The sequence below is a fragment of the Dryocola baronae genome (assembly GCF_051297175.1).
Classification (GTDB): Bacteria; Pseudomonadota; Gammaproteobacteria; order Enterobacterales; family Enterobacteriaceae; genus Dryocola.
The window spans coordinates 943,687-962,074 of record NZ_JBINNY010000001.1; the positions used below are offsets into that span (position 1 = coordinate 943,687).

General features: G+C 57.1%; 17 protein-coding genes. 6 read left to right on the forward strand and 11 right to left on the reverse strand.

Annotated elements, in window-relative coordinates:
- Positions 1–9: 9 nt before the first annotated feature.
- Positions 10–693: a porin gene (locus ACSPHG_RS04350; RefSeq protein ID WP_435952305.1), complete on the forward strand. Its 684-nt coding sequence runs from the start codon at positions 10–12 to the stop codon at positions 691–693.
- Positions 694–942: 249 nt separating this feature from the next.
- On the opposite strand, the gene ACSPHG_RS04355 is transcribed toward ACSPHG_RS04350, so the two are convergent.
- Entirely contained in the window at positions 943–2,118 is a 1,176-nt protein-coding gene (locus tag ACSPHG_RS04355) for an oligogalacturonate lyase family protein (RefSeq protein WP_435952306.1), read from the reverse strand.
- A 395-nt stretch (positions 2,119–2,513) separates the two neighbouring features.
- On the opposite strand from ACSPHG_RS04355, the gene kduD reads away from it, so the two are divergent.
- Positions 2,514–3,275: a 2-dehydro-3-deoxy-D-gluconate 5-dehydrogenase KduD gene (gene kduD, locus ACSPHG_RS04360; protein WP_435952307.1), complete on the forward strand. Its 762-nt coding sequence runs from the start codon at positions 2,514–2,516 to the stop codon at positions 3,273–3,275.
- 111 nt (positions 3,276–3,386) lie between these two features.
- Here the strand turns inward: kduD and ACSPHG_RS04365 are convergent, their stop codons facing one another.
- The 5 genes from ACSPHG_RS04365 to ACSPHG_RS04385 all read right to left on the reverse strand — a co-directional run bounded on the left by ACSPHG_RS04365 (position 3,387) and on the right by ACSPHG_RS04385 (position 8,835).
- A complete protein-coding gene (locus ACSPHG_RS04365) occupies positions 3,387–4,517 on the reverse strand; it encodes an oligogalacturonate lyase family protein (RefSeq protein ID WP_435952308.1) in 1,131 nt (376 codons plus the stop codon).
- A 75-nt stretch (positions 4,518–4,592) separates the two neighbouring features.
- The gene (locus ACSPHG_RS04370) at positions 4,593–5,882 is read right to left on the reverse strand and encodes an ABC transporter substrate-binding protein (protein WP_435952309.1); all 1,290 of its coding nucleotides are present in this window, start codon (positions 5,880–5,882) and stop codon (positions 4,593–4,595) included.
- Positions 5,883–5,896: 14 nt separating this feature from the next.
- A complete protein-coding gene (locus tag ACSPHG_RS04375) occupies positions 5,897–7,024 on the reverse strand; it encodes an ABC transporter ATP-binding protein (RefSeq protein ID WP_435952310.1) in 1,128 nt (375 codons plus the stop codon).
- 13 nt (positions 7,025–7,037) lie between these two features.
- Positions 7,038–7,952, reverse strand: coding sequence for a carbohydrate ABC transporter permease (locus ACSPHG_RS04380; RefSeq protein WP_435952311.1), 915 nt, complete (start codon positions 7,950–7,952; stop codon positions 7,038–7,040).
- Positions 7,945–8,835 (reverse strand): carbohydrate ABC transporter permease, encoded by an 891-nt coding sequence (locus tag ACSPHG_RS04385; protein ID WP_435952312.1) that lies wholly within the window; start codon positions 8,833–8,835, stop codon positions 7,945–7,947. Before ACSPHG_RS04385 ends, ACSPHG_RS04380 begins: the two co-directional genes overlap by 8 nt.
- Before the next feature lie 694 nt (positions 8,836–9,529).
- On the opposite strand from ACSPHG_RS04385, the gene wzz(fepE) reads away from it, so the two are divergent.
- Positions 9,530–10,666 carry an LPS O-antigen length regulator Wzz(fepE) gene (gene wzz(fepE) / locus ACSPHG_RS04390; protein WP_435952313.1) on the forward strand — a complete coding sequence of 379 codons (1,137 nt, stop codon included), beginning with the start codon at positions 9,530–9,532 and terminating at the stop codon, positions 10,664–10,666.
- Positions 10,667–10,712: 46 nt separating this feature from the next.
- On the opposite strand, the gene ACSPHG_RS04395 is transcribed toward wzz(fepE), so the two are convergent.
- Positions 10,713–11,039 carry a cupin domain-containing protein gene (locus ACSPHG_RS04395; protein ID WP_435952314.1) on the reverse strand — a complete coding sequence of 109 codons (327 nt, stop codon included), beginning with the start codon at positions 11,037–11,039 and terminating at the stop codon, positions 10,713–10,715.
- Positions 11,040–11,202: 163 nt separating this feature from the next.
- On the opposite strand from ACSPHG_RS04395, the gene ACSPHG_RS04400 reads away from it, so the two are divergent.
- Entirely contained in the window at positions 11,203–11,901 is a 699-nt protein-coding gene (locus ACSPHG_RS04400; protein ID WP_435952315.1) for an aspartate/glutamate racemase, read from the forward strand.
- 207 nt (positions 11,902–12,108) lie between these two features.
- Positions 12,109–13,275, forward strand: a complete 1,167-nt coding sequence (locus tag ACSPHG_RS04405; protein ID WP_435952316.1) for an MFS transporter — start codon at positions 12,109–12,111, stop codon at positions 13,273–13,275.
- On the opposite strand, the gene ACSPHG_RS04410 is transcribed toward ACSPHG_RS04405, so the two are convergent.
- Complete coding sequence (locus ACSPHG_RS04410; RefSeq protein WP_435952317.1) at positions 13,276–14,199, reverse strand: LysR family transcriptional regulator; 924 nt, start codon at positions 14,197–14,199, stop codon at positions 13,276–13,278.
- Positions 14,200–14,403: 204 nt separating this feature from the next.
- Here ACSPHG_RS04410 and lysA point away from each other — a divergent pair, with 204 nt between their 5' ends.
- Positions 14,404–15,663, forward strand: coding sequence for a diaminopimelate decarboxylase (lysA, locus tag ACSPHG_RS04415; protein WP_435952318.1), 1,260 nt, complete (start codon positions 14,404–14,406; stop codon positions 15,661–15,663).
- Here the strand turns inward: lysA and ACSPHG_RS04420 are convergent.
- The 3 genes from ACSPHG_RS04420 to ACSPHG_RS04430 form a co-directional block, all read right to left on the reverse strand.
- The gene (locus tag ACSPHG_RS04420; RefSeq protein ID WP_435952319.1) at positions 15,658–16,680 is read right to left on the reverse strand and encodes a LacI family DNA-binding transcriptional regulator; all 1,023 of its coding nucleotides are present in this window, start codon (positions 16,678–16,680) and stop codon (positions 15,658–15,660) included. The genes lysA and ACSPHG_RS04420 overlap by 6 nt on opposite strands.
- 135 nt (positions 16,681–16,815) lie before the next feature.
- Positions 16,816–17,823, reverse strand: a complete 1,008-nt coding sequence (galR, locus tag ACSPHG_RS04425) for an HTH-type transcriptional regulator GalR (protein WP_435952320.1) — start codon at positions 17,821–17,823, stop codon at positions 16,816–16,818.
- Positions 17,824–17,848: 25 nt separating this feature from the next.
- Positions 17,849–18,238, reverse strand: coding sequence for a hypothetical protein (locus ACSPHG_RS04430; RefSeq protein WP_435952321.1), 390 nt, complete (start codon positions 18,236–18,238; stop codon positions 17,849–17,851).
- Positions 18,239–18,388 lie beyond the last annotated feature (150 nt).

Sequence of the window (18,388 nt, forward strand, 5' to 3'; positions counted from 1 at the left end):
GATTTGATCATGTTGAAGAAAACTCTGGCTGTGGCTGTCCTCTGTGGTTCCAGTATTGCTGCGCAGGCGGTAACTGTAGACTTACGTCATGAATATATTGATTCCGGCATTAACGCAGACCGCGTTTCCGTTTCCCATCGTTTTGATAACGGTTTAGGTTTTAGCGTTGAGGCCAAATGGAAATCCGGCGGCACCGATAAAGATCAGCCGTTTGCGGATTTGGTCGGTAACGGCCATGAAGATCAGGTGAGCTGGCGCTGGAAAGCGACGCCGAATATCTCCCTGACCCCGGCGCTGACCGTGGAAAGCAACGATAGCCGCACCATCTGGAAGCCAAACCTGCACGCGCAGTACAGCTTCGATAACGGCTTCTACGTTGCCGCCCGCTACCGCTTCGAATACACGCGTAACCCGAACGACTCCAATAAAGAAGATGACAAGGTTAACCGTGGCGATGCGTGGGTAGGCTTCGCGCTGGGCGACTGGCGTACCGAGCTGAACTACGTGTACGCGAAAAGCGAACACCAGATCCGCTCCAACAACGACAAAGATTCCCAGGAGTACAACCTGAAGCTGGCCTATAAGTGGGATAAAAACTGGGCACCGTATGCCGAAGTGGGCAACGTCAGCGGCAGCAAATCCACCGACGAACGCCAGACCCGTTACCGCGTGGGCGTCGCGTACTCTTTCTAAGTTTTACCTCTGTATCCTGTCTGTATCTAAAGAAAAACCCTCTCCGGCCCCCGAGCAGTCAGCGGGGGTTTTTTTGTGGGGTGGATTGTGTCGGGTGGCGGCTTGCGCCTTACCCGACCTACGTTTGCGTGGGGTGATTGTAGGGTGGATAAGCGTAGCGCCATCCGCCGGTTTTTAATGACAAATCCCAGCTAAAAAAAAGCCCTCCGCGCGGGAGGGCAAGGCCAGTTACAGGACACTCAAAAATTATCAGGCTTTTACGTACTCGGGGTCGACAGGCATTTTGGCGATGTACAGCGCCGGTTTGCCGTCTTTGTCGGAGCTGAACAGCACCGCGCCGTCGTCCGGGGTGAATGATGGATGCGGGTGCGTGACCTGGCGGCTGTTGGCGAAGGTGGCCCACGAGGTGTCGTGCCGCGCGACGCGGAAGTAGGCTTTCTTCGCTACGTCAAAAGCATACAGGTACGGATCGTTGTCGATGGTGTAGCCGCTGGTGTCCTTCACGTCCACCGGGGTGCCGGAGCCGTCGCCGACCAGCAGCGTGCCGTCGAAGTTGCTCATCAGGTGCGAGCAGGCCGGCATCTGCATCACCGCTTCGTTGACGCCGCTGTCCGGGTTGTAGCTGTAAATGGTGCGGCCCTGCTGGCCCTTGAGGTAGGAAACGTACATCAGGGAAGAGCCGTTCGGCACCCAAAATTCGTGGGTGCAGCTTTCGCCTTCGGCGTGCTCTTTGACCTTGCGCACGTTGCTGCCGTCTTCGTTAACCATCCACATGCGCGCATCGACCAGGTCGTGCGGGCCTTCGTGGCAGAAGGCGACCGTGCTGTCGTCGAACGGGCGGTAGATCGGGTGGCCGAGCCAGTTTTTCTCCTGGTGGATCACCGCGCTGTCGCCGGTTTGCAAATCGACGCGCAGCAGGCGGCAGTTTGGCCCCTTGTGGAAGAAGTCGTGGAAGATTTTCCAGTCGTTGAGCGGCACCCAGTCGCTTTTGGCGATTTCGATTCCGACAAGCTTGGTGCAGTCGCTGTTCGCCACCCATGTGCCGTAGCCGACCCAGTCGTCCGGCACGCGGTAGACTTCGCGTTCCGTGAGCGTGCCGAGGTTAACTTCCAGCAGGGTGCGTTCGTTCTTCACATAGTAGAGGGATTTATCGTCCGGGGAGAGGAAGCCGCCAAAGGTGTTGTCGCCCGCGCCTTCGGTGAGCTGCACCGCTTCACGTTTGGCGATGTCGAGCAGGTAGTAGTTCCAGTTGCCGTCGAATTCGCCTGCGAAAAGCAGCCTGCTGCCATCGTTGGTAAAACACTTCTGATAGAAGTAGTTGCGATGACACGTCACCTCCGGCGGGGTTAAGCGGGTGACTTCGACGCCCGTGTCCGGATCCTGACTCACTTCGTAAGCCAGCTGTACCCGCATACCTTTAGCCATATTGTTCTCCTTCGAATAATAATTCGTATCTATAGATAGTTCTAAAAGTTCGAACAGATGGTCATAATTTATCAAAACATCGTTTCAATATGTGTGACACCTTTCACTAAACGGTAACTCTTGCCGCGATTCATGCGGTTTTTCTTAGGCTTCTGGCTGGGTAAAAACCAGGCAACCGTGATCCCATTATCAGATCGAGAGAATATATCTCCAAAATTGAAACGATGTTTTAAATATAATTGAAATGGAGTTTCAAGATGATTAGTATGGTGCCATCAAAGATAACGGAACGGTGTTTTCAGCATAAGTTCTTCGTGTGAAGGTGCGCTTACTGCGTGAACAATATTTTTCCAGAAACGCCTGCCCGCGCAGGCTCGAACTAAAAGGAAACCTCCATGATTCTGGATTCATTCTCCCTACAGGGTAAAGTTGCGGTTGTGACCGGCTGTGATACTGGCCTCGGTCAGGGTATGGCGCTGGGCCTGGCGCAGGCCGGTTGCGATATCGTCGGCATTAACATCGTTGAGCCGAAGGAGACCATCGAGCAGGTGATCGCGTTGGGCCGTCGCTTCCTGAGCCTGACCGCTGACCTGCGTAAGATCGACGGTATCCCGGCGCTGTTAGACCGCGCGGTGGCCGAGTTTGGTCATATCGATATTCTGGTTAACAACGCGGGCCTGATTCGTCGTGAAGACGCGATCAACTTCAGCGAGCAGGACTGGGACGACGTGATGAACCTGAACATTAAGAGCGTGTTCTTTATGTCTCAGGCCGTGGCGAAGCATTTCATCGCCCAGGGCAACGGCGGCAAAATCATTAATATTGCCTCTATGCTTTCTTATCAGGGCGGCATCCGCGTGCCATCTTACACCGCTTCCAAGAGCGCGGTGATGGGCGTGACCCGTCTGCTGGCGAACGAGTGGGCGAAGCACGGCATCAACGTCAACGCCATCGCGCCGGGCTATATGGCCACCAACAATACCCAGCAGCTGCGTGCTGACGAAGAGCGCAGCGCCGCGATTCTTGAGCGTATCCCTGCGGGCCGCTGGGGTCTGCCAAGCGATCTGATGGGGCCGATTGTGTTCCTGGCTTCCGGCGCGTCGGATTACATCAACGGTTATACCGTGGCGGTTGACGGCGGTTGGTTGGCACGTTGATTTGAGTGGTTTTGATTGAGTGATTGTGTGTCGGATGGCGCTTCGCTTATCCGACCTACGTTACCGTTCAAGTTGTAGGGCGGATAAGCGAAGCGCCATCCGCCGTCATACCTACACCCGCGCCAGATACAAAGCGGGCATCCCTTCTTCATCTGACGTATACAACACCCACTGGTTATCCGGCGAAAACGACGGATGCGGATGTGTGACCTGGCGGTCGCCGTCTATCACCTTCCATGAGGTATTGTGCGCGCACACCGCTCTCTGCGTGCCTTTTTGCAGATCGAACACCCAGATAAACGGATCGTTAAGATCGATGTTGCCGGTTTTGTGCGGCGCGCCGTCGCCGACCACCAGCGAGCCGTCGTGGTTGCTCATCAGGTGCGAGCACGGCGGAATAGTGCGCAGCTGGCGGTTTTCCAGCGTGTGCGGATCGGCGCTCCACAGGTAGCGGTGCGCGGAGCCTTCTTTGTGCGCCACGTAATACAGCGCCGAGCCGTCCGGCACCCAAAATTCGTGGGTAAAGCTTTCGCCCGGCTCGTGCTGGCGCACTTTGCGCAGGTTGCTGCCGTCTTCGTTGATGAGCCACATGCGGGCGTCGATGGCGTCGCGCGGGCCTTCGTGGCAGAAGGCGACGGTTTGGTCGTCGAACGGGCGGTAAATCGGGTGGCCGAGCCAGCGCTTTTCCTGCAGCAGAGTCGTCTGCTCGCCGGTTTGCAGGTCGATGCGGATCAGGCGGCATTCAGGGCTTGTGAAGTAGAAGTCGCGGAATTTTTGCCAGTCGGTGAGCGGCGACCAGTCGCTTTTTTTAATCTCAATGCCGACAAGCTTCGTGCAGTCGGAATTTGCCACCCAGGTGCCGTAGGCTACCCAGTCGCTGTCCACTTCGTAAACGACGTATTCCTCAAGCGATTGCAGATCGACGCGCCGCAGCTCGCGGGTGTTTTTCACGTACCACAGCGATTTATCGTCGGCGGATAAAAAGCCGCCGAAGGTGTTGTCGCCGCTGCCTTCCGTAAGCTGGGTGGCGATCTGTTTGTTGAGATCCAGCCCGTAATAGTTCCAGTGGCCTTCGAACGCGCCGCCGAAGATAAGCGTTTGTCCGTCGCCGCTGAAGCATTTTTGGTAGAAGTAATTGCGGTGGCAAACCACGTGCGGCGGGGTGAGGCGCAAGACCTCGCTGCCGGTTTCTTTGTCGCGTCGCGAGCGGAAGGAAAGCTGGATTTTTTTGCCTTTAGCCATGACGAAGATCCTTATCGGTTAAAAAAATACCCTGCCGCGCAAGCGGGGCAGGGTACGGGTACTTAGCTTTCGAAATTAACGCATGGCACGTTTAAGGATGCGGTTACCCTGACGTTCGAACTCTGCGGCGGTTTCTTCCACGGTTTTCTGGCCGTAGTCGATGTACTGCAGGGAGGTGCCGAACAGGGAGACGATCTGCGGATCGTCAAAGTACGGCGAGGTGGTCAGGTGGTTTGGCAGCGACTGCGCAAGCTTCAGGCCCGCTACCGCCGGATCGTTGTCTTTGATCACGCCGTCGGCGGTGAGCTGCGCTACCGCTGCTTTGCTCAGCGGTACGCCGCGCTCAAGTCCCAACGCCTCCACGCCTTCCTTGCTGTTAAGCAGGAAGTTAATCAGCTGCGCCGATTCTTTAGGGTGCTTGGTCGTTTTGCTGATTGAGAACATCTGCGCCGGTTTGAAGAACAGGCCCGCGTCTTTGGCGTCCGGCAGCATCGGGTACGCGCCCAGATCCAGCTTCGCCGGCGGCTTCAGGTTGTCGGAATACTTGGTGATGGTGGAGTTCCACATGTACGTCCCGGCCCACTCGCCTTCGATCCACGGCTTCATCTCGTACATGTTGCTCTTGCCGAACGAGGCGTAGTACTTGGTGTCCGGCATGACGTGGCTGTCGATAAGCTTCTTGTACATGCCGAAGAACTCAACCCACTGCTCTTTGCTGTAGGCGAATTTTTTACCGGCAACGTCCACTTCGCCGATGTTGTACTTCTGCACCATGTACGAGCGCAGCAGCGCCAGCGTGTCCTGGTGCTCAAGCACGACCGGGAAGTACTGTTTGCCGAGCTTGCTTTCGAAGGTTTTGCCCGCCGCCATCAGCTCGTCCCAGGTTTTCGGATAGCTGACGCCCGCCTTTTTCCAGGTTTCGTCGTTGAAGTAGAAGACGCGGGCGGTGACGGAAATCGGAATGCCGTTCAGCTTGCCGTCAACCGTGGTGGACTGTAGCTCTTTCGGATCGAACTGCGACAGATCCAGATCGCCCTTCACGGCGTTCAGATCGTAGAAGCCGGTGCCGGTTTTCGAGAAGATCGGCAGCCAGTTCCAGTTGGTCTGCATGACGTCAGGCTCGGTGCCGCCCGCGATCTGCGTGGTCAGGCGCGAGAGGTGCCCGTCCCAGCCGGTGTATTCGGACTTCACGGTGATGTTCGGGTGCTGCTTGTGGAACGCTTCCAGCGCTTTTAACGTCACCTGGTGACGCCCGTTGCCGCCCCACCAGGACATGCGCAAATCGACCTGCTCGTCGGCAAACGCCGACCCGGCGGCCATGACTAAAGTAGAGGTAATCAGGGTACTCAACACTAATTTTTTCATTATCGTAGACTCACTCAGAGAGAGATGTTTTGTTCTGTTTTAGCGTCAAAAATATGACATTTTTCCATGTCGAACTTGAAGTACACCTTCCGGTGAAGGCCTTTTTGAATCATTGGCTTAGCTTCGTCGGAAGGAATGCGGCAGGTCATTTCAAAGTCGGCTACCTTCAGGTAGACGAAGAATTCATGGCCCATGTTCTCCACGCGAACCATCTTTCCGCTGGAATGGCTCTCAGCGAACGGCTCATCGGAGATTGAGATAAATTCAGGACGGATGCCGAAGAACACGTCCTTGTCTTTCCACGCGGCGCAGCGTTCCTGCTGGCGTTCGTTCAGCGCCAGGGTGTCGTTGCCCACGCTAATTTGCAGGCGCCCGTCTTTTTCAATCAGCAAGCTCTGCCTGATGTTCATTTCCGGCGCGCCGATAAAGCCCGCCACGAACATGTTTTTCGGGAAGTGATAGAGGTTGTCTGGCGTATCCACCTGCATGATGTGGCCCAGCTTCATCACGCAGATACGGTCGCCCATGGTCATCGCTTCGGTCTGATCGTGGGTGACGTAGACGGTGGTCGCCGGTTTGCCGCTTTTCTTGAGCTGCTTGTGCAGGTCGGAGATACGAATACGCATCGAGGCGCGCAGCTTCGCGTCCAGGTTAGAGAGCGGCTCGTCGAACAGGAAGACGTCCGGCTTTTTAACGATCGCACGGCCTACCGCCACGCGCTGGGCCTGGCCGCCGGAAAGCTGGCGCGGCAGGCGGTCCATCAGCTCTTCAAGTTCGAGGATTTTCGCCGCTTCGTTGACCTGGGCGGTGATTTGCTCCTTCGGCATTTTGGAGAGCTTAAGGCCGAAGGCGAGGTTTTCGCGCACCGTCATATGCGGGTAGAGCGCGTAGTTCTGGAACACCATCGCGATGCCGCGCGATTTTGGCGCGAGGTTGTTGACCACGCGCTCGCCGATTCTCACTTCGCCGCCGCTGATGGTTTCAAGGCCGGCCAGCATGCGCAGGGTGGTGGACTTCGCGCAGCCGGACGGGCCGACGATCACCATAAATTCGCCGTCGGCAATAGTCAGGTCGATACCGTGAACCGCCTGGAAGCCGTTGGAGTACACTTTTTGTAATTTGTTGAACGTTACTTCAGCCATGATATTCCCTCACTTAACCTTTAATTCCGCTGCTGGTCACGCCCTGTACGAAGTAGCGTTGAGCCAGGAAGAAGATGATGATCGACGGCAGAATGGAGATGCTCGCCATTGCCAGAATTTCGTTCCACGGCGCGCCTTCGGTGACGTCGATAGACATCTTGAGCGCCAGGGCAATCGGGTATTTGTCCACGCTGTAGACGTAGATCAGCGGCCCGATAAAGTCGTTCATTGACCACATAAACTGGAACAGGGCGACGGAGATAATGGCCGGTTTAAGAATCGGCACCACCACGTACCACAGCACCTGGAAGGAGTTACAGCCGTCGATCTGCGCGGCTTCCTCCATGTCACGCGGCACGCCGCGCAGGAACTGGATCAGCATGAAGACAAAGAACCCTTGGGTCGCGAACGCCAGCGGCAGATAAAGCGGCAGATAGCTGTTCAACATGCCCATTTCACGGAACATCAGGTACTGCGGGATTAACAGCACGGTGCTTGGCAGCAGCATGGTGGTAATCAGGGTAGCGAACCAAAATTTCTTAAACGGGATTTCAAAACGGGCGAAGCCGTACGCCACCACCGTGGAGGAGATAATGGTCAGGATCACTTTCGGGATCACATACTGGAACGTGTTCCACATATAGTGGCCGAAGGTGTATTCGGTGCCGGTTTTCCAGCCGTTGACGAAGCCGTCGCTGGTGGGGTGTGCGGGCCACAGGCCGAGCGTGGTGAAGATCTCATGGTTCGGCTTAAACGACGCCGAGAACATCCACACCAGCGGGTAAAGCATCAGCAGGCCGACCGCCAGCAGAATCACGTAGCGGATGACGCGGCTAATCTTTTCACGGCGCAGCGTGCGCTGAACTTCCTGTTCGGCCAGGTCTGCCGCACCGTTTGCCGGTAACTGGCTTTGTTGAATATCAGCCATTTTTGCCTCCCTTATCGGCAGAGTAGAACACCCAATATTTCGATGATTTAAAGGCGATGGAGGCAAAGACCGCCACGACCAGGAACAGTACCCACGCCAGCGCCGCGCCGTACCCCATTTCGAAGTATTTGAACGCCGTGTCGTAGATGTAGAGCGAGAACAGATAGGTGTAGTGGGTCGGGCCGCCGCCGGTGATGATGTACGGCGCGGTAAACTCCTGGAACGCCTGTGTCGTCTGCATGATGAAGTTAAAGAAGATGACCGGGGTGATCAGCGGCACGGTCACTTTCATGAACATCTGCCACTTTGACGCGCCGTCGATCATCGCCGCCTCGTACTGCGACTGCGGAACGTTTTGCAGCGCGGCCAGGAAAATGACCATCGCCGAGCCAAACTGCCAGACGCGCAGCAGCGTCACCGACATCAGCGCCAGCGACGGTTCGCCCAGCCAGTTCACCGGGTCTAAGCCAAACACGCCGATAAAGCTGTTCAGCAGGCCGTCGATGGCGAACAGGGCGCGCCACAGAACGGCAATCGCCACGGAGCTGCCGAGTATCGAAGGAATGTAGTAAGCGGTGCGGAAGAAGCCGATGCCGCGCAGCTTAAAGTTCAGAACGAATGCGATGCCAAGGGCGAAAGCAAGCTTTAACGGGATGGTTAAGAACACGTACGCGAAGGTCACGCCCATGGATTTCCAGAAGAGCGAATCTTCGGTCAGCATGTAGCGATAGTTCTCGATGCCGGTAAACACCGGCGGATTCATCAAGTCATACTCAGTAAAACTGAGGAAGAAAGATGAGACAAATGGGAAGGCGGTAAAGACAAGCAACCCTATGATATAGGGTGATATCCACGCCAGTCCCAGCATCTTGTTTTCATTCATACAGACCTACCTGGTAGCCAAAGGTTAAAAAACGGGTGTTACAAATTCTTGGTAAAAACCGCACGTTCCTTCGCCCGTCGTCACTCGGCTTAATCTGCGCCAGGCGACGAGCTAGCTTAATTGTCAAGCGAATAATTCATTGATTTTATAGGGGTAATTCACCAGCAGCGTCTTTGTTAAACTCTCGCTGAGGTACAGGTTTCATAAACACGCAAACTGTGGTTCCTGATTTATAAAACAGCGTTTTAATTCATCTTATTACTATTTGTAACCGCGTCATTCTATAAATCGTGGAAATGTGATCGGAGTCGAAACGGTGTTTCGAAAATTTGAAGTGAGCAGCTTTTTGGCACTATTTACAAACAAATATCCAAAAAAACGCCGCCTGTATTGCTGCCAGAGATGGTAGTTGTTTTTGAGATTAATCTTAGGAATAATAGCCGTTCATAAAGGCAAATTTTAACCAATCGTAAGCGGACGTAAACGCCAGGCAGTTGCGGTGACGTTGCTGAAAAATGCCTTTTCAACAATGGCTTGCAATCGAAAGTGATGTTCACAGGGAAATGATGTGCTGCATTTCAGCGGTTTGAACAGTTTCAACCTTCATCCTTTCTGCGCGCAAAAAGCGGGCGTGAATTATTCGCGTCTGGCGTTTAGTGCAGTTCGTTTTTCATCCAACCTTTAACGGCCACTTATGTCTACTATCGAAGTGAAACCCAGTCAGCTAGAAAGCGCCCCCTCTTACCAGATGCTTCACGCGCCTCGTGAAGAAATAGATTTGCTGAATATTTTGACGACGCTGTTTGCCGCCCGAAAGCAGATTATTGCCATCACTTTTATCTTTGCCCTCGCGGGACTGGCGGCCAGCTTCCTGCTGCCGCAAAAATGGACCAGCGAAGCCGTTATCACCCCCCCTGAAAACGAGCAGATGATCGAGCTGCGCCGCGCGATGATCAACATGACGGTGTTGGACGTCGGTGCCCAGGTGGACGCGGGCCAGGTGTACAACATGTTTTTGAAGAAGTATGAATCCCAGGCGCTGCGTGAAGAGTTCCTCGCAAACTCGCCTTATGTGCAGGCGCTGCTCAGCAATAAAGAAGTGGATAAGGTCGAGCTGCATCGCGCAATCATTGCCGTTTCGGAGAAGTTCAAATCCAAAAACAACGCCGATCCGAAGAACCCGGATAGCGCGCCTTACTCTTCCTGGACGTTAAGCTTTACCGCGCCTAACGCGGTTGACGCCCAGCAGGTGCTGAACGGCTACGTTGAGTTCATTGCGCAAAGGGTGAATAAGGATGTCGTTCAGGATCTTAAAAATGCGGTAGAACTGAAGATTGCCTTTGAGAAAGACAAGCTCCAGCTGGATCGCACGATGCTGGAAAATCAGCACAACATTAAGGTCGAACGTCTGGGCTACTCCCTGCAGGTGGCAAACGCCGCCGGAATCAAAAAGCCGGTCTACAGCAACGGCCAGGCGGTAAAAGACGACCCGGATTACTCGGTTGCCCTGGGTGCCGACGGGCTTGCTGAAAAGCTGAAGATCGAACAGTCGATCAAAGATGTCAGCGAGCTGAACGCGGCGTTGCAAAACCGCGAGCACCTGCTGAAGAAGCTAGAAGCGATTAACGTCGCCGATGTTGATTTCTACCCGTACAAGTACCAAATGCAGCCTTCTTTGCCGGTGAAAACGGACGGCCCGCGCAAGTCGCTGATTATCGTGCTTGCCGCGATGGTGGGGCTGATCGTGGCGACGGGCATGGTGCTGCTGCGCCAGGCGATGGGTAGCCGTATGGAAGTTGAAAACCGCATCGAAATGGAAAAAATTATTTAACGTTTTGTCCAGCGGCGGGTGGCGCTACGCTTACCCGCCCTGCGGCTTATGACTTCAAAAAGTCTTCACGAATCGGCGTGAAGGTATCCAACAGCGTGCCCGCTGCCAGGCACACGCAGCCGTGCATGACGTGCGGTTCCTTATAGAGCGTATCGCCCGCCTTCACCGTATGCACCTCTTCGCCAATGGTGAATTCGAACTCGCCGGAGAGCACGTAGGTCAGCTGTTCGTGGGGATGGTTGTGCATCGGGCCGACGGCACCGGTTTCGAAATTCACCTGCACCGCCATCATTTTGCCGCCGTGCGCCAGAATGCGGCGGCTTACGCCCGCGCCCAAGTCTTCCAGAGTTGTGTCTTTAAAAAAGGTAAACATTCGCCAGTCCTTATTTAAGTGAAACGTTGTTTCATTTTGTTAATCGTACCGTGAATTTAGAATTTGCGATAGCCTGCGCCCGAGAATTGCTGCGGGGATCACGCTTTCCCGCCGTGGGCAACCTCTGCTATAACCGAGGAAATAACTCTCAAAGGTGACCACGATGAAAACGATAGGCCTGCTGGGCGGCATGAGCTGGGAATCGACCATTCCCTATTACCGGCTGATTAACGAGGGCGTGAAGGCGCGGCTGGGCGGGCTGCATTCGGCGAAGATTGTCCTGCACAGCGTCGATTTCCACGAGATTGAGGCCTGCCAGTCCAGCGGCGACTGGGATAAGGCCGGAGAGATGCTGGCGGACGCGGCGCTTGGCCTGCAAAAGGCCGGGGCCGAGGGCATCGTGCTGTGTACCAACACCATGCACAAGGTGGCGCACCACATTGAATCACGCTGCGGGCTGCCGTTCCTGCACATTGCGGATGCCACCGGCCGGGCGATTGCCGCGCGGGGGGCGAAGCGCGTTGCGCTGTTGGGCACGCGCTACACCATGGAGCAGGATTTTTATCGTGGCCGCCTGAGCGCTGAGTTCGGCATCGAGTCCCTGATTCCCGACGAGCCGCAGCGCCTGCGCATCAACCAGATTATTTTTGACGAGCTGTGCCTCGGCAAAATCACCGCCGAATCCAAACGCTACTATCAGCAGGTGATTAACGCGCTGCACGAGCAGGGCGCGCAGGGCGTGATTTTCGGCTGCACGGAGATTGGCCTGCTGCTGGGGCAGGAAGACTGCCCGCTGCCGGTGTTCGATACCGCCGCTATCCACGCCGTGGACGCCGTAAGCTTTATGCTCGACGGGGAGTAATTTTTTTTCTTCGCGCTTTCAGTCAATTAAGCGGCGTAAAGCGTTATCCTCACGGCCCGCCGGGTCATCCCCGGCGCATTCTGTGTTATAAATTTGTTAAGCAGCGCACACTATTTCAATAAGCTGCTCCTCTGACATCCTCGCAAATCTGGCGGCCGAGCTTTAGCTTTCCGCCTTTTGTCATTTCTGCAACCCGGAGTTTTTTCCATGCCAATTTCCCTGCTGGCGCTGGCGATGAGTGCGTTTGCCATCGGCACGACGGAGTTCGTAATCATGGGCCTGCTGCCCGACGTGGCGGGGGATCTGCACATTTCGATTCCGACCGCCGGCTGGCTTATCAGCGGCTACGCGCTGGGCGTGGCGATTGGCGCGCCTATCATGGCGCTGCTGACGGCCCGCCTGCCGCGCAAGCTTTCGCTGGTGCTGCTGATGGTGATTTTTATCATCGGTAACCTGCTGTGCGCCGTGGCTATTTCCTACAACTTCCTGATGCTGGCGCGCATTATTACCGCGCTGTGCCACGGGGCGTTCTTCGGGATTGGCGCGGTGGTGGCGGCAAGCCTGGTTGCGCCGAACCGCAAGGCGTCCGCCGTGGCGCTGATGTTTACCGGCCTGACCCTTGCCAACGTGCTGGGCGTGCCGATCGGCACCTGGTTTGGGCAGCTTTACGGCTGGCGCGCCACCTTTTGGGGCGTGGCGGCCATCGGCGTGATTGCCTTTATCGCGCTGATTGTCAGCCTGCCTTCGCAAAAAGACGAGGCGCCTACGGATATGAAGCGCGAGGTCAGCGCGCTGGGCAACGGCAGGCTGTGGCTATCCCTGTCGATGACGGTGTTCTTTGCCGCCGCGATGTTTGCGCTGTTCAGCTACGTCGCGCCGATGCTGCTCCAGGTGACGGGTATCACGCACCAGGGCGTGAGCTGGACGCTGTTCCTGATGGGCGCGGGCCTGACGGTCGGCAATATTCTGGGCGGGCGGCTGGCCGACTGGAAGGTGTCGGTAAGCCTGATGCTGAGCTTTACGTTTATCGCCATTTTCTCGCTGCTGTTCCGCTGGACGAGCCACGGCATGTGGCTGGCTGAAATCACGCTGTTTCTGTGGGCGATGGCGGCGTTTGCCACCGTGCCCGCGCTGCAAATCAACGTGGTGCTGCACGGTAAGGACGCGCCAAACCTGGTTTCCACGCTGAACATCGCGGCGTTTAACGTCGGCAACGCGCTGGGCGCGTGGGTTGGCGGAACGGTTATCGACCGGGGATACGGGCTCACGGCGGTGCCGGTGGCGGCCGCGGGGCTTGCGGTCATCGGGCTGATTATTTGCCTGATTAACTTCAGCGGCGGCACCGGCCACCCTCAGCCGGTCACCGAGCGGTAGCTAGGCGTCAAGCAGCGCGTTTAGCGGGTCGATGTAGATATGCATGTTGTCGTGCAGATGCTCGCTAAAGGCGCTGACCAGCGCGGAGGCGGGGCGGTGCAGGGGGCGAATCAGGCTCACGGTAAAAGGCACCGCCACGCTGAAGCGCCGGGCGACCACGCCGCTTGAGGCGTAGTCCAGGGCGGTGAGCGGGTTGACCACCGACACGCCCGCACCCGCCCGCACCATGGCGCAAACCGACGCCGCGCTGTGCGTTTCCACCACCATTCTGCGCTTCACGTCATGCTCCTGAAACAGCGAGTCCAGCAGCTGCCGGTAGCTGTCGGTACGCGACAGGCTGATGTAGTTTTCCCCGGCGAAATCCTGCGGCGTCAGCTCTTTTTTATGCGCCAGCCGATGCCCGGCGGGCAGCACGCACACCTCGTTTAGCGTCAGCAACGTTTGCCTCTCCGTGCCTGCGGGCGTGGCGATATTTTCCGTTAAGCCCAAATCATGGCGCTGGGCGGAGAGCCACTCCTCGAGCAGCGGCGATTCCTGCGGCACGATGTTCAGGCTTAGCTCCGGGTAGCGCGCCAGAAACGGCTGTAGCAGCTGCGGCAAAAAAGACTGCGAAAAGACCGGCAGGCAGGCAATAGACAGCTCGCCCTGGCGAAACTCGCGCAGGCTTTCGGCGGCGCTGACGATTCTGTCCAGCCCGTACCATGAGCGCTGCACTTCCTCGAACAGCCGCAGCCCCTGAACCGTCGGGTGCAGACGGCCCCGGCTGCGTTCAAAAAGCTGGAGGCCGATGAGCTTCTCAAAACGCGCCAGCTCGCGGCTCACCGTAGGCTGCGAGGTGTGCAGCAGCCCCGCCGCCTCGGTGAGGTTGCCCGCGGTCATTACCGCGTGAAAGATTTCGATATGGCGAAGGTTGATTGAGGGCATTGAGTGTAGGCGTTATCCGGCTGTGTTGTCGGGTGGCGCTGCGCTTACCCGACCTACGAAAGTTTAGTAGGGCGGGTAAGCGCAGCGCCACCCGCCATGGTTTATAGATATATCATATCTGAATAGACTCGCGAGAAATCGATATTTTTTCTTCACTTCGCGCTGTGGCGTAATAGCTGAAATAACAGATTGCCGGAGCCGACCATGCCACGCCCACTCAACACCAACGACACCGCGCTCAACGCGCAGAACCTGCTGGCTTTGCCCGCTGAATTTGGCTGCCCGGTTTGGGCGTACGACGCCGACATCATTCGCCGGCAGATTGCCCAGCTGCGCAAGTTCGACGTGATTCGCTTTGCCCAGAAGGCCTGCTCCAATATTCATATTCTGCGCCTGATGCGCGAGCAGGGCGTGAAGGTGGATTCGGTTTCCCAGGGGGAAATCGTGCGGGCGCTGGCGGCGGGCTTCAACCCGCAGGAAAAGAAAGACGATATCGTGTTTACCGCCGATATGATCGATGAGGCCACGCTCGCGCTGGTGGCGGAGCAGGGGATACCGGTTAACGCCGGTTCCGTGGACATGCTCCAGCAGCTCGGCGAGGTTTCGCCAGGCCACCGCGTCTGGCTGCGCGTGAACCCAGGCTTCGGCCACGGCCACAGCCAGAAAACGAATACGGGCGGCGAGAACAGCAAGCACGGCATCTGGCATGCGGATCTCCCGCAGGCGCTAGAGCAGATCCAGCGCTACGGCCTGCATCTGGTCGGCATTCATATGCACATCGGGTCGGGCGTGGATTACGGCCACCTTGAGCGCGTCTGCGGCGCGATGGTGCAGCAGGTTCTCGATTTCGGGCAGGATCTGGAGGCGATTTCCGCAGGCGGCGGCCTGTCGATTCCCTATCGCGAAGGCGAAGAGACTATCGACACAGATCACTATTTCGGCCTGTGGAGCGCGGCGCGCGACAAAATCGCCGAGCGTCTGGGTCATGCGGTGAAGCTTGAGATTGAGCCGGGGCGTTTCCTGGTGGCGGAGTCCGGCGTGCTGGTCGCGCAGGTGCGTTCGGTGAAAAACATGGGATCGCGCCACTTCGTGCTGATCGACGCCGGGTTTAACGATCTCATGCGCCCGTCGATGTACGGCAGCTATCACCATATTTCAGCCCTGGCGGGCGACGGGCGCGATCTGTATGCCCAGCCGCCGGTTGAAACGGTGGTCGCCGGGCCGCTGTGCGAATCCGGGGATGTGTTTACCCAGCAGGAAGGCGGCAAAGTTGAGACCCGCACGCTGCCGCCGGTGGCGGTGGGGGATTATCTGGTACTGCACGATACAGGGGCCTACGGCGCGTCTATGTCGTCTAACTACAATAGCCGCCCGCTGCTGCCGGAAGTGCTGTTTGATAACGGCAGCGCGCGGTTAATTCGCCGCCGCCAGACCATCGAAGAGCTGCTCGCTCTGGAGCTATGATTTAGCGCGGGTGAAGTAGGGGCCGGGTGCGACGGAATCGCGCAGCACCAGCGTGCCCACGAACGGCGGGATAGGCTCCAGCGGCTCGCCGTTCGCCAGTTTAATCGCCTGGTCGATAGCGGTGGTAATCATGTTATCAATAGGCAGGTAGACCGTGGAGAGCGCGGGCTGTAGCCACTGCGCGCTCGGCGCGTCGTCGAAGCCGAACAGCGACATATCCTCCGGAATACGAATCCCCGCCTGGTGCAGCGCCTTCGAGGCACCCAGCGCCATATCATCGTTGCAGGCAAACAGCGCGGTAAAAGGCACGCCGCTTTCCAGCAGTTCCTGACAGAGCTGGTGGCCTACCGTCATGGTGGAGTCGCCGTTTTTCACCCGCTCCTCGTTGAAGCGAATGCCGTGTTTTTGCAGCGCTTTGCGATAGCCCATCAGGCGGGCCTGGCCGGTTGGCGTAGAGATGGGAACGGTGATACAGGCGATTTCGCGATGGCCCTGGCCGATAAGGTATTCGGTGGCCTGAAACGCCGCGTCCTGCTGTTCGAAGAAAACGCAGCGCTCGCGGGCCTGGGTGACGTCGCGGTTAATCACCACCAGCGGCACGCGGATGGTGCTCATCAGCGACATTAACGCCCGCTCTGACATAAAACGCGTGTACAGCACGATGGCGTCGCAGTGTCTGTCGACCAGCATCTGCACCGCATCCAGCTCTTTTTGCGGCGTGTCGTGGCCGTCGGTGACGATAAGCTGCTTGCCGTGCGCTTCGGTTTGGCGGGAAGCCTGTTGCAGCAGGCGGCCGAAGTAAAATCCGTCGAAGGTTGAAACCACTAAACCGACGCTGTTGCTGCTGCGGTTAGCCAGCGATCGCGCCAGAAAATTTGGCCGGTAGCCCAGCTCTTCCATCGCTTTAAAAACCTGCTCGCGGGTGCTTTCTTTCACCTGCCCGGTGCCGTTCAACACGCGAGATACCGTTGCTTTCGAAACGCCTGCGCGTAGCGAGACATCCAGCATTGTTACCATCGATTCATTCCTGATTAAGTCTTCCGTCGCGATGCCGCAGTTTTTCGCAGTCTAACACAGGAGCCAGAAGGGGAGAGGGACATGCCGCCTCGCCGTGCGAATTGTCATACGAGGATCACGCTTTTCGCGGGCGGGCTATTCGCCCGTGGCGGCAATGACCGAATGGCGGCGGACGAGCGTTGGGCTAAAGATGTGCGTGGTTTCCGGCAGCGGGCGGTTTTCGGCTAGCGCCATCGCAAGCTCGGCGGCTTGGGTTGCCATGGTGACAATCGGGTAGCGGACGGTGGTCAGACGCGGGCGCACATAGCGCGAGATCAGCACGTCATCAAAGCCTATCAGCGAGATTTCTTTCGGCACGTCTATGCCGTTGTCGTTGAGCACGCCCATGGCGCCTGCGGCCATCGAGTCGTTGTAACAGGCGACGGCGGAGAAATGTCTGCCGCGGCCCAGCAGCTCGGTCATCGCCTGTTCGCCGCCGCTTTCGTCCGGCTCGCCGAAGGTCACCAGGCGATCGTTAATCGGGATGCCGTGTTCGGTTAGCGCGTCGTAATAGCCCTGCAGGCGGTCTTCGGCGTCGGAGATGGCGTGGTTGGAGCACAGGTAGCCGATTTTGGTATGGCCCTGCTGGATAAGATGGCGGGTGGCAAGCCATGCGCCGTAGCGGTCGTCGAGCGCCACGCAGCGCTTTTCAAAACCGGGCAGGGTGCGGTTGATCAGCACCATGCCGGGCATCTGCTTCATTAATGAGGTTAGCTCGGCGTCGGGGATTTTCTTGGCGTGAACGACCAGCGCCGCGCAGCGGTGGCGAATCAGCTGTTCGATGGCCTGGCGCTCTTTTTGCTCATTGTGATAGCCGTTGCCGATCAGCAAAAAGTTGCCGGTGCGGTAGGCCACCTGCTCAACCGCTTTGACCATTGCGCCAAAGAACGGGTCGGACACGTCGCCCACGATCAGGCCAATGGTTTCGGTCGTTTGCTGGGCAAGCGCGCGGGCGTTGGCGTTGGGATGGTAGTTAAGCTCTTCCATCGCGCTGTTCACCGCCTGGCGCGAGGCGTCGCTGGCCTTGGGCGACGCGTTAATCACGCGGGAAACCGTGGCGACAGAAACACCTGCAAGCCGTGCTACATCCTTTATTGTCGCCATAATCGAATTCCTGTTGGGTAAGCGGTTACACAAGCTTAAGTGTTACGGAAAAGCCGCGCCACTTCAAGGGTGCAACTGCCGCCACGCTCGCAAAGCTGATGAAAACAGCCCGCCCGTGCGTGTAAGCGTTACACGGGAAATCACTCACCCCTTCAGGCGCAGCGGCAGGTATCGCCATGTTGCGGATTTTCAATGATTTCAGACAAAATCTTTGCTTACAGTTTGCAGTGCGCTGTTGCGATTTCGACATGGCGGAAGTCGCGCAGGCGCTGCTACATTTTAAGTCCCAGAGGTATTGATAGGTGGTGTCGGCGCCTGATGCTGACCACGATGAATTACACCAACCTGCGCGGATGCGCAGGTTTTTTTTTGCCTCAAATTCGCCACCTGTAACAAGACGCGAGGTTTTAAACACCTGGTTGCACTTCGGCTCATTCCTTTGCGTTTTCCCGCTGGTTAGCCCTCTCGTCCTGCGCCACAATTCAGATCCCAGAGGTATTGATTGGTGAGAATTCTTCGTACGCTATGCGTACAATTCTTCTTGCACCGACCTGCGCAGATGCGC

Excerpts from the sequence above, each read along its gene's own strand:
- ACSPHG_RS04380 (WP_435952311.1), bottom strand. The coding sequence starts at position 7,952 with ATGGCTGATATTCAACAAAGCCAGTTACCGGCAAACGGTGCGGCAGAC.
- ACSPHG_RS04350 (WP_435952305.1), top strand. The coding sequence starts at position 10 with ATGTTGAAGAAAACTCTGGCTGTGGCTGTCCTCTGTGGTTCCAGTATT.
- ACSPHG_RS04400 (WP_435952315.1), top strand. The coding sequence starts at position 11,203 with ATGAAAACGATAGGCCTGCTGGGCGGCATGAGCTGGGAATCGACCATT.
- ACSPHG_RS04375 (WP_435952310.1), bottom strand. The coding sequence starts at position 7,024 with ATGGCTGAAGTAACGTTCAACAAATTACAAAAAGTGTACTCCAACGGC.
- kduD (WP_435952307.1), top strand. The coding sequence starts at position 2,514 with ATGATTCTGGATTCATTCTCCCTACAGGGTAAAGTTGCGGTTGTGACC.
- ACSPHG_RS04410 (WP_435952317.1), bottom strand. The coding sequence starts at position 14,199 with ATGCCCTCAATCAACCTTCGCCATATCGAAATCTTTCACGCGGTAATG.
- lysA (WP_435952318.1), top strand. The coding sequence starts at position 14,404 with ATGCCACGCCCACTCAACACCAACGACACCGCGCTCAACGCGCAGAAC.
- ACSPHG_RS04385 (WP_435952312.1), bottom strand. The coding sequence starts at position 8,835 with ATGAATGAAAACAAGATGCTGGGACTGGCGTGGATATCACCCTATATC.
- ACSPHG_RS04420 (WP_435952319.1), bottom strand. The coding sequence starts at position 16,680 with ATGGTAACAATGCTGGATGTCTCGCTACGCGCAGGCGTTTCGAAAGCA.
- galR (WP_435952320.1), bottom strand. The coding sequence starts at position 17,823 with ATGGCGACAATAAAGGATGTAGCACGGCTTGCAGGTGTTTCTGTCGCC.
- ACSPHG_RS04365 (WP_435952308.1), bottom strand. The coding sequence starts at position 4,517 with ATGGCTAAAGGCAAAAAAATCCAGCTTTCCTTCCGCTCGCGACGCGAC.
- ACSPHG_RS04355 (WP_435952306.1), bottom strand. The coding sequence starts at position 2,118 with ATGGCTAAAGGTATGCGGGTACAGCTGGCTTACGAAGTGAGTCAGGAT.
- ACSPHG_RS04405 (WP_435952316.1), top strand. The coding sequence starts at position 12,109 with ATGCCAATTTCCCTGCTGGCGCTGGCGATGAGTGCGTTTGCCATCGGC.
- ACSPHG_RS04395 (WP_435952314.1), bottom strand. The coding sequence starts at position 11,039 with ATGTTTACCTTTTTTAAAGACACAACTCTGGAAGACTTGGGCGCGGGC.
- ACSPHG_RS04370 (WP_435952309.1), bottom strand. The coding sequence starts at position 5,882 with ATGAAAAAATTAGTGTTGAGTACCCTGATTACCTCTACTTTAGTCATG.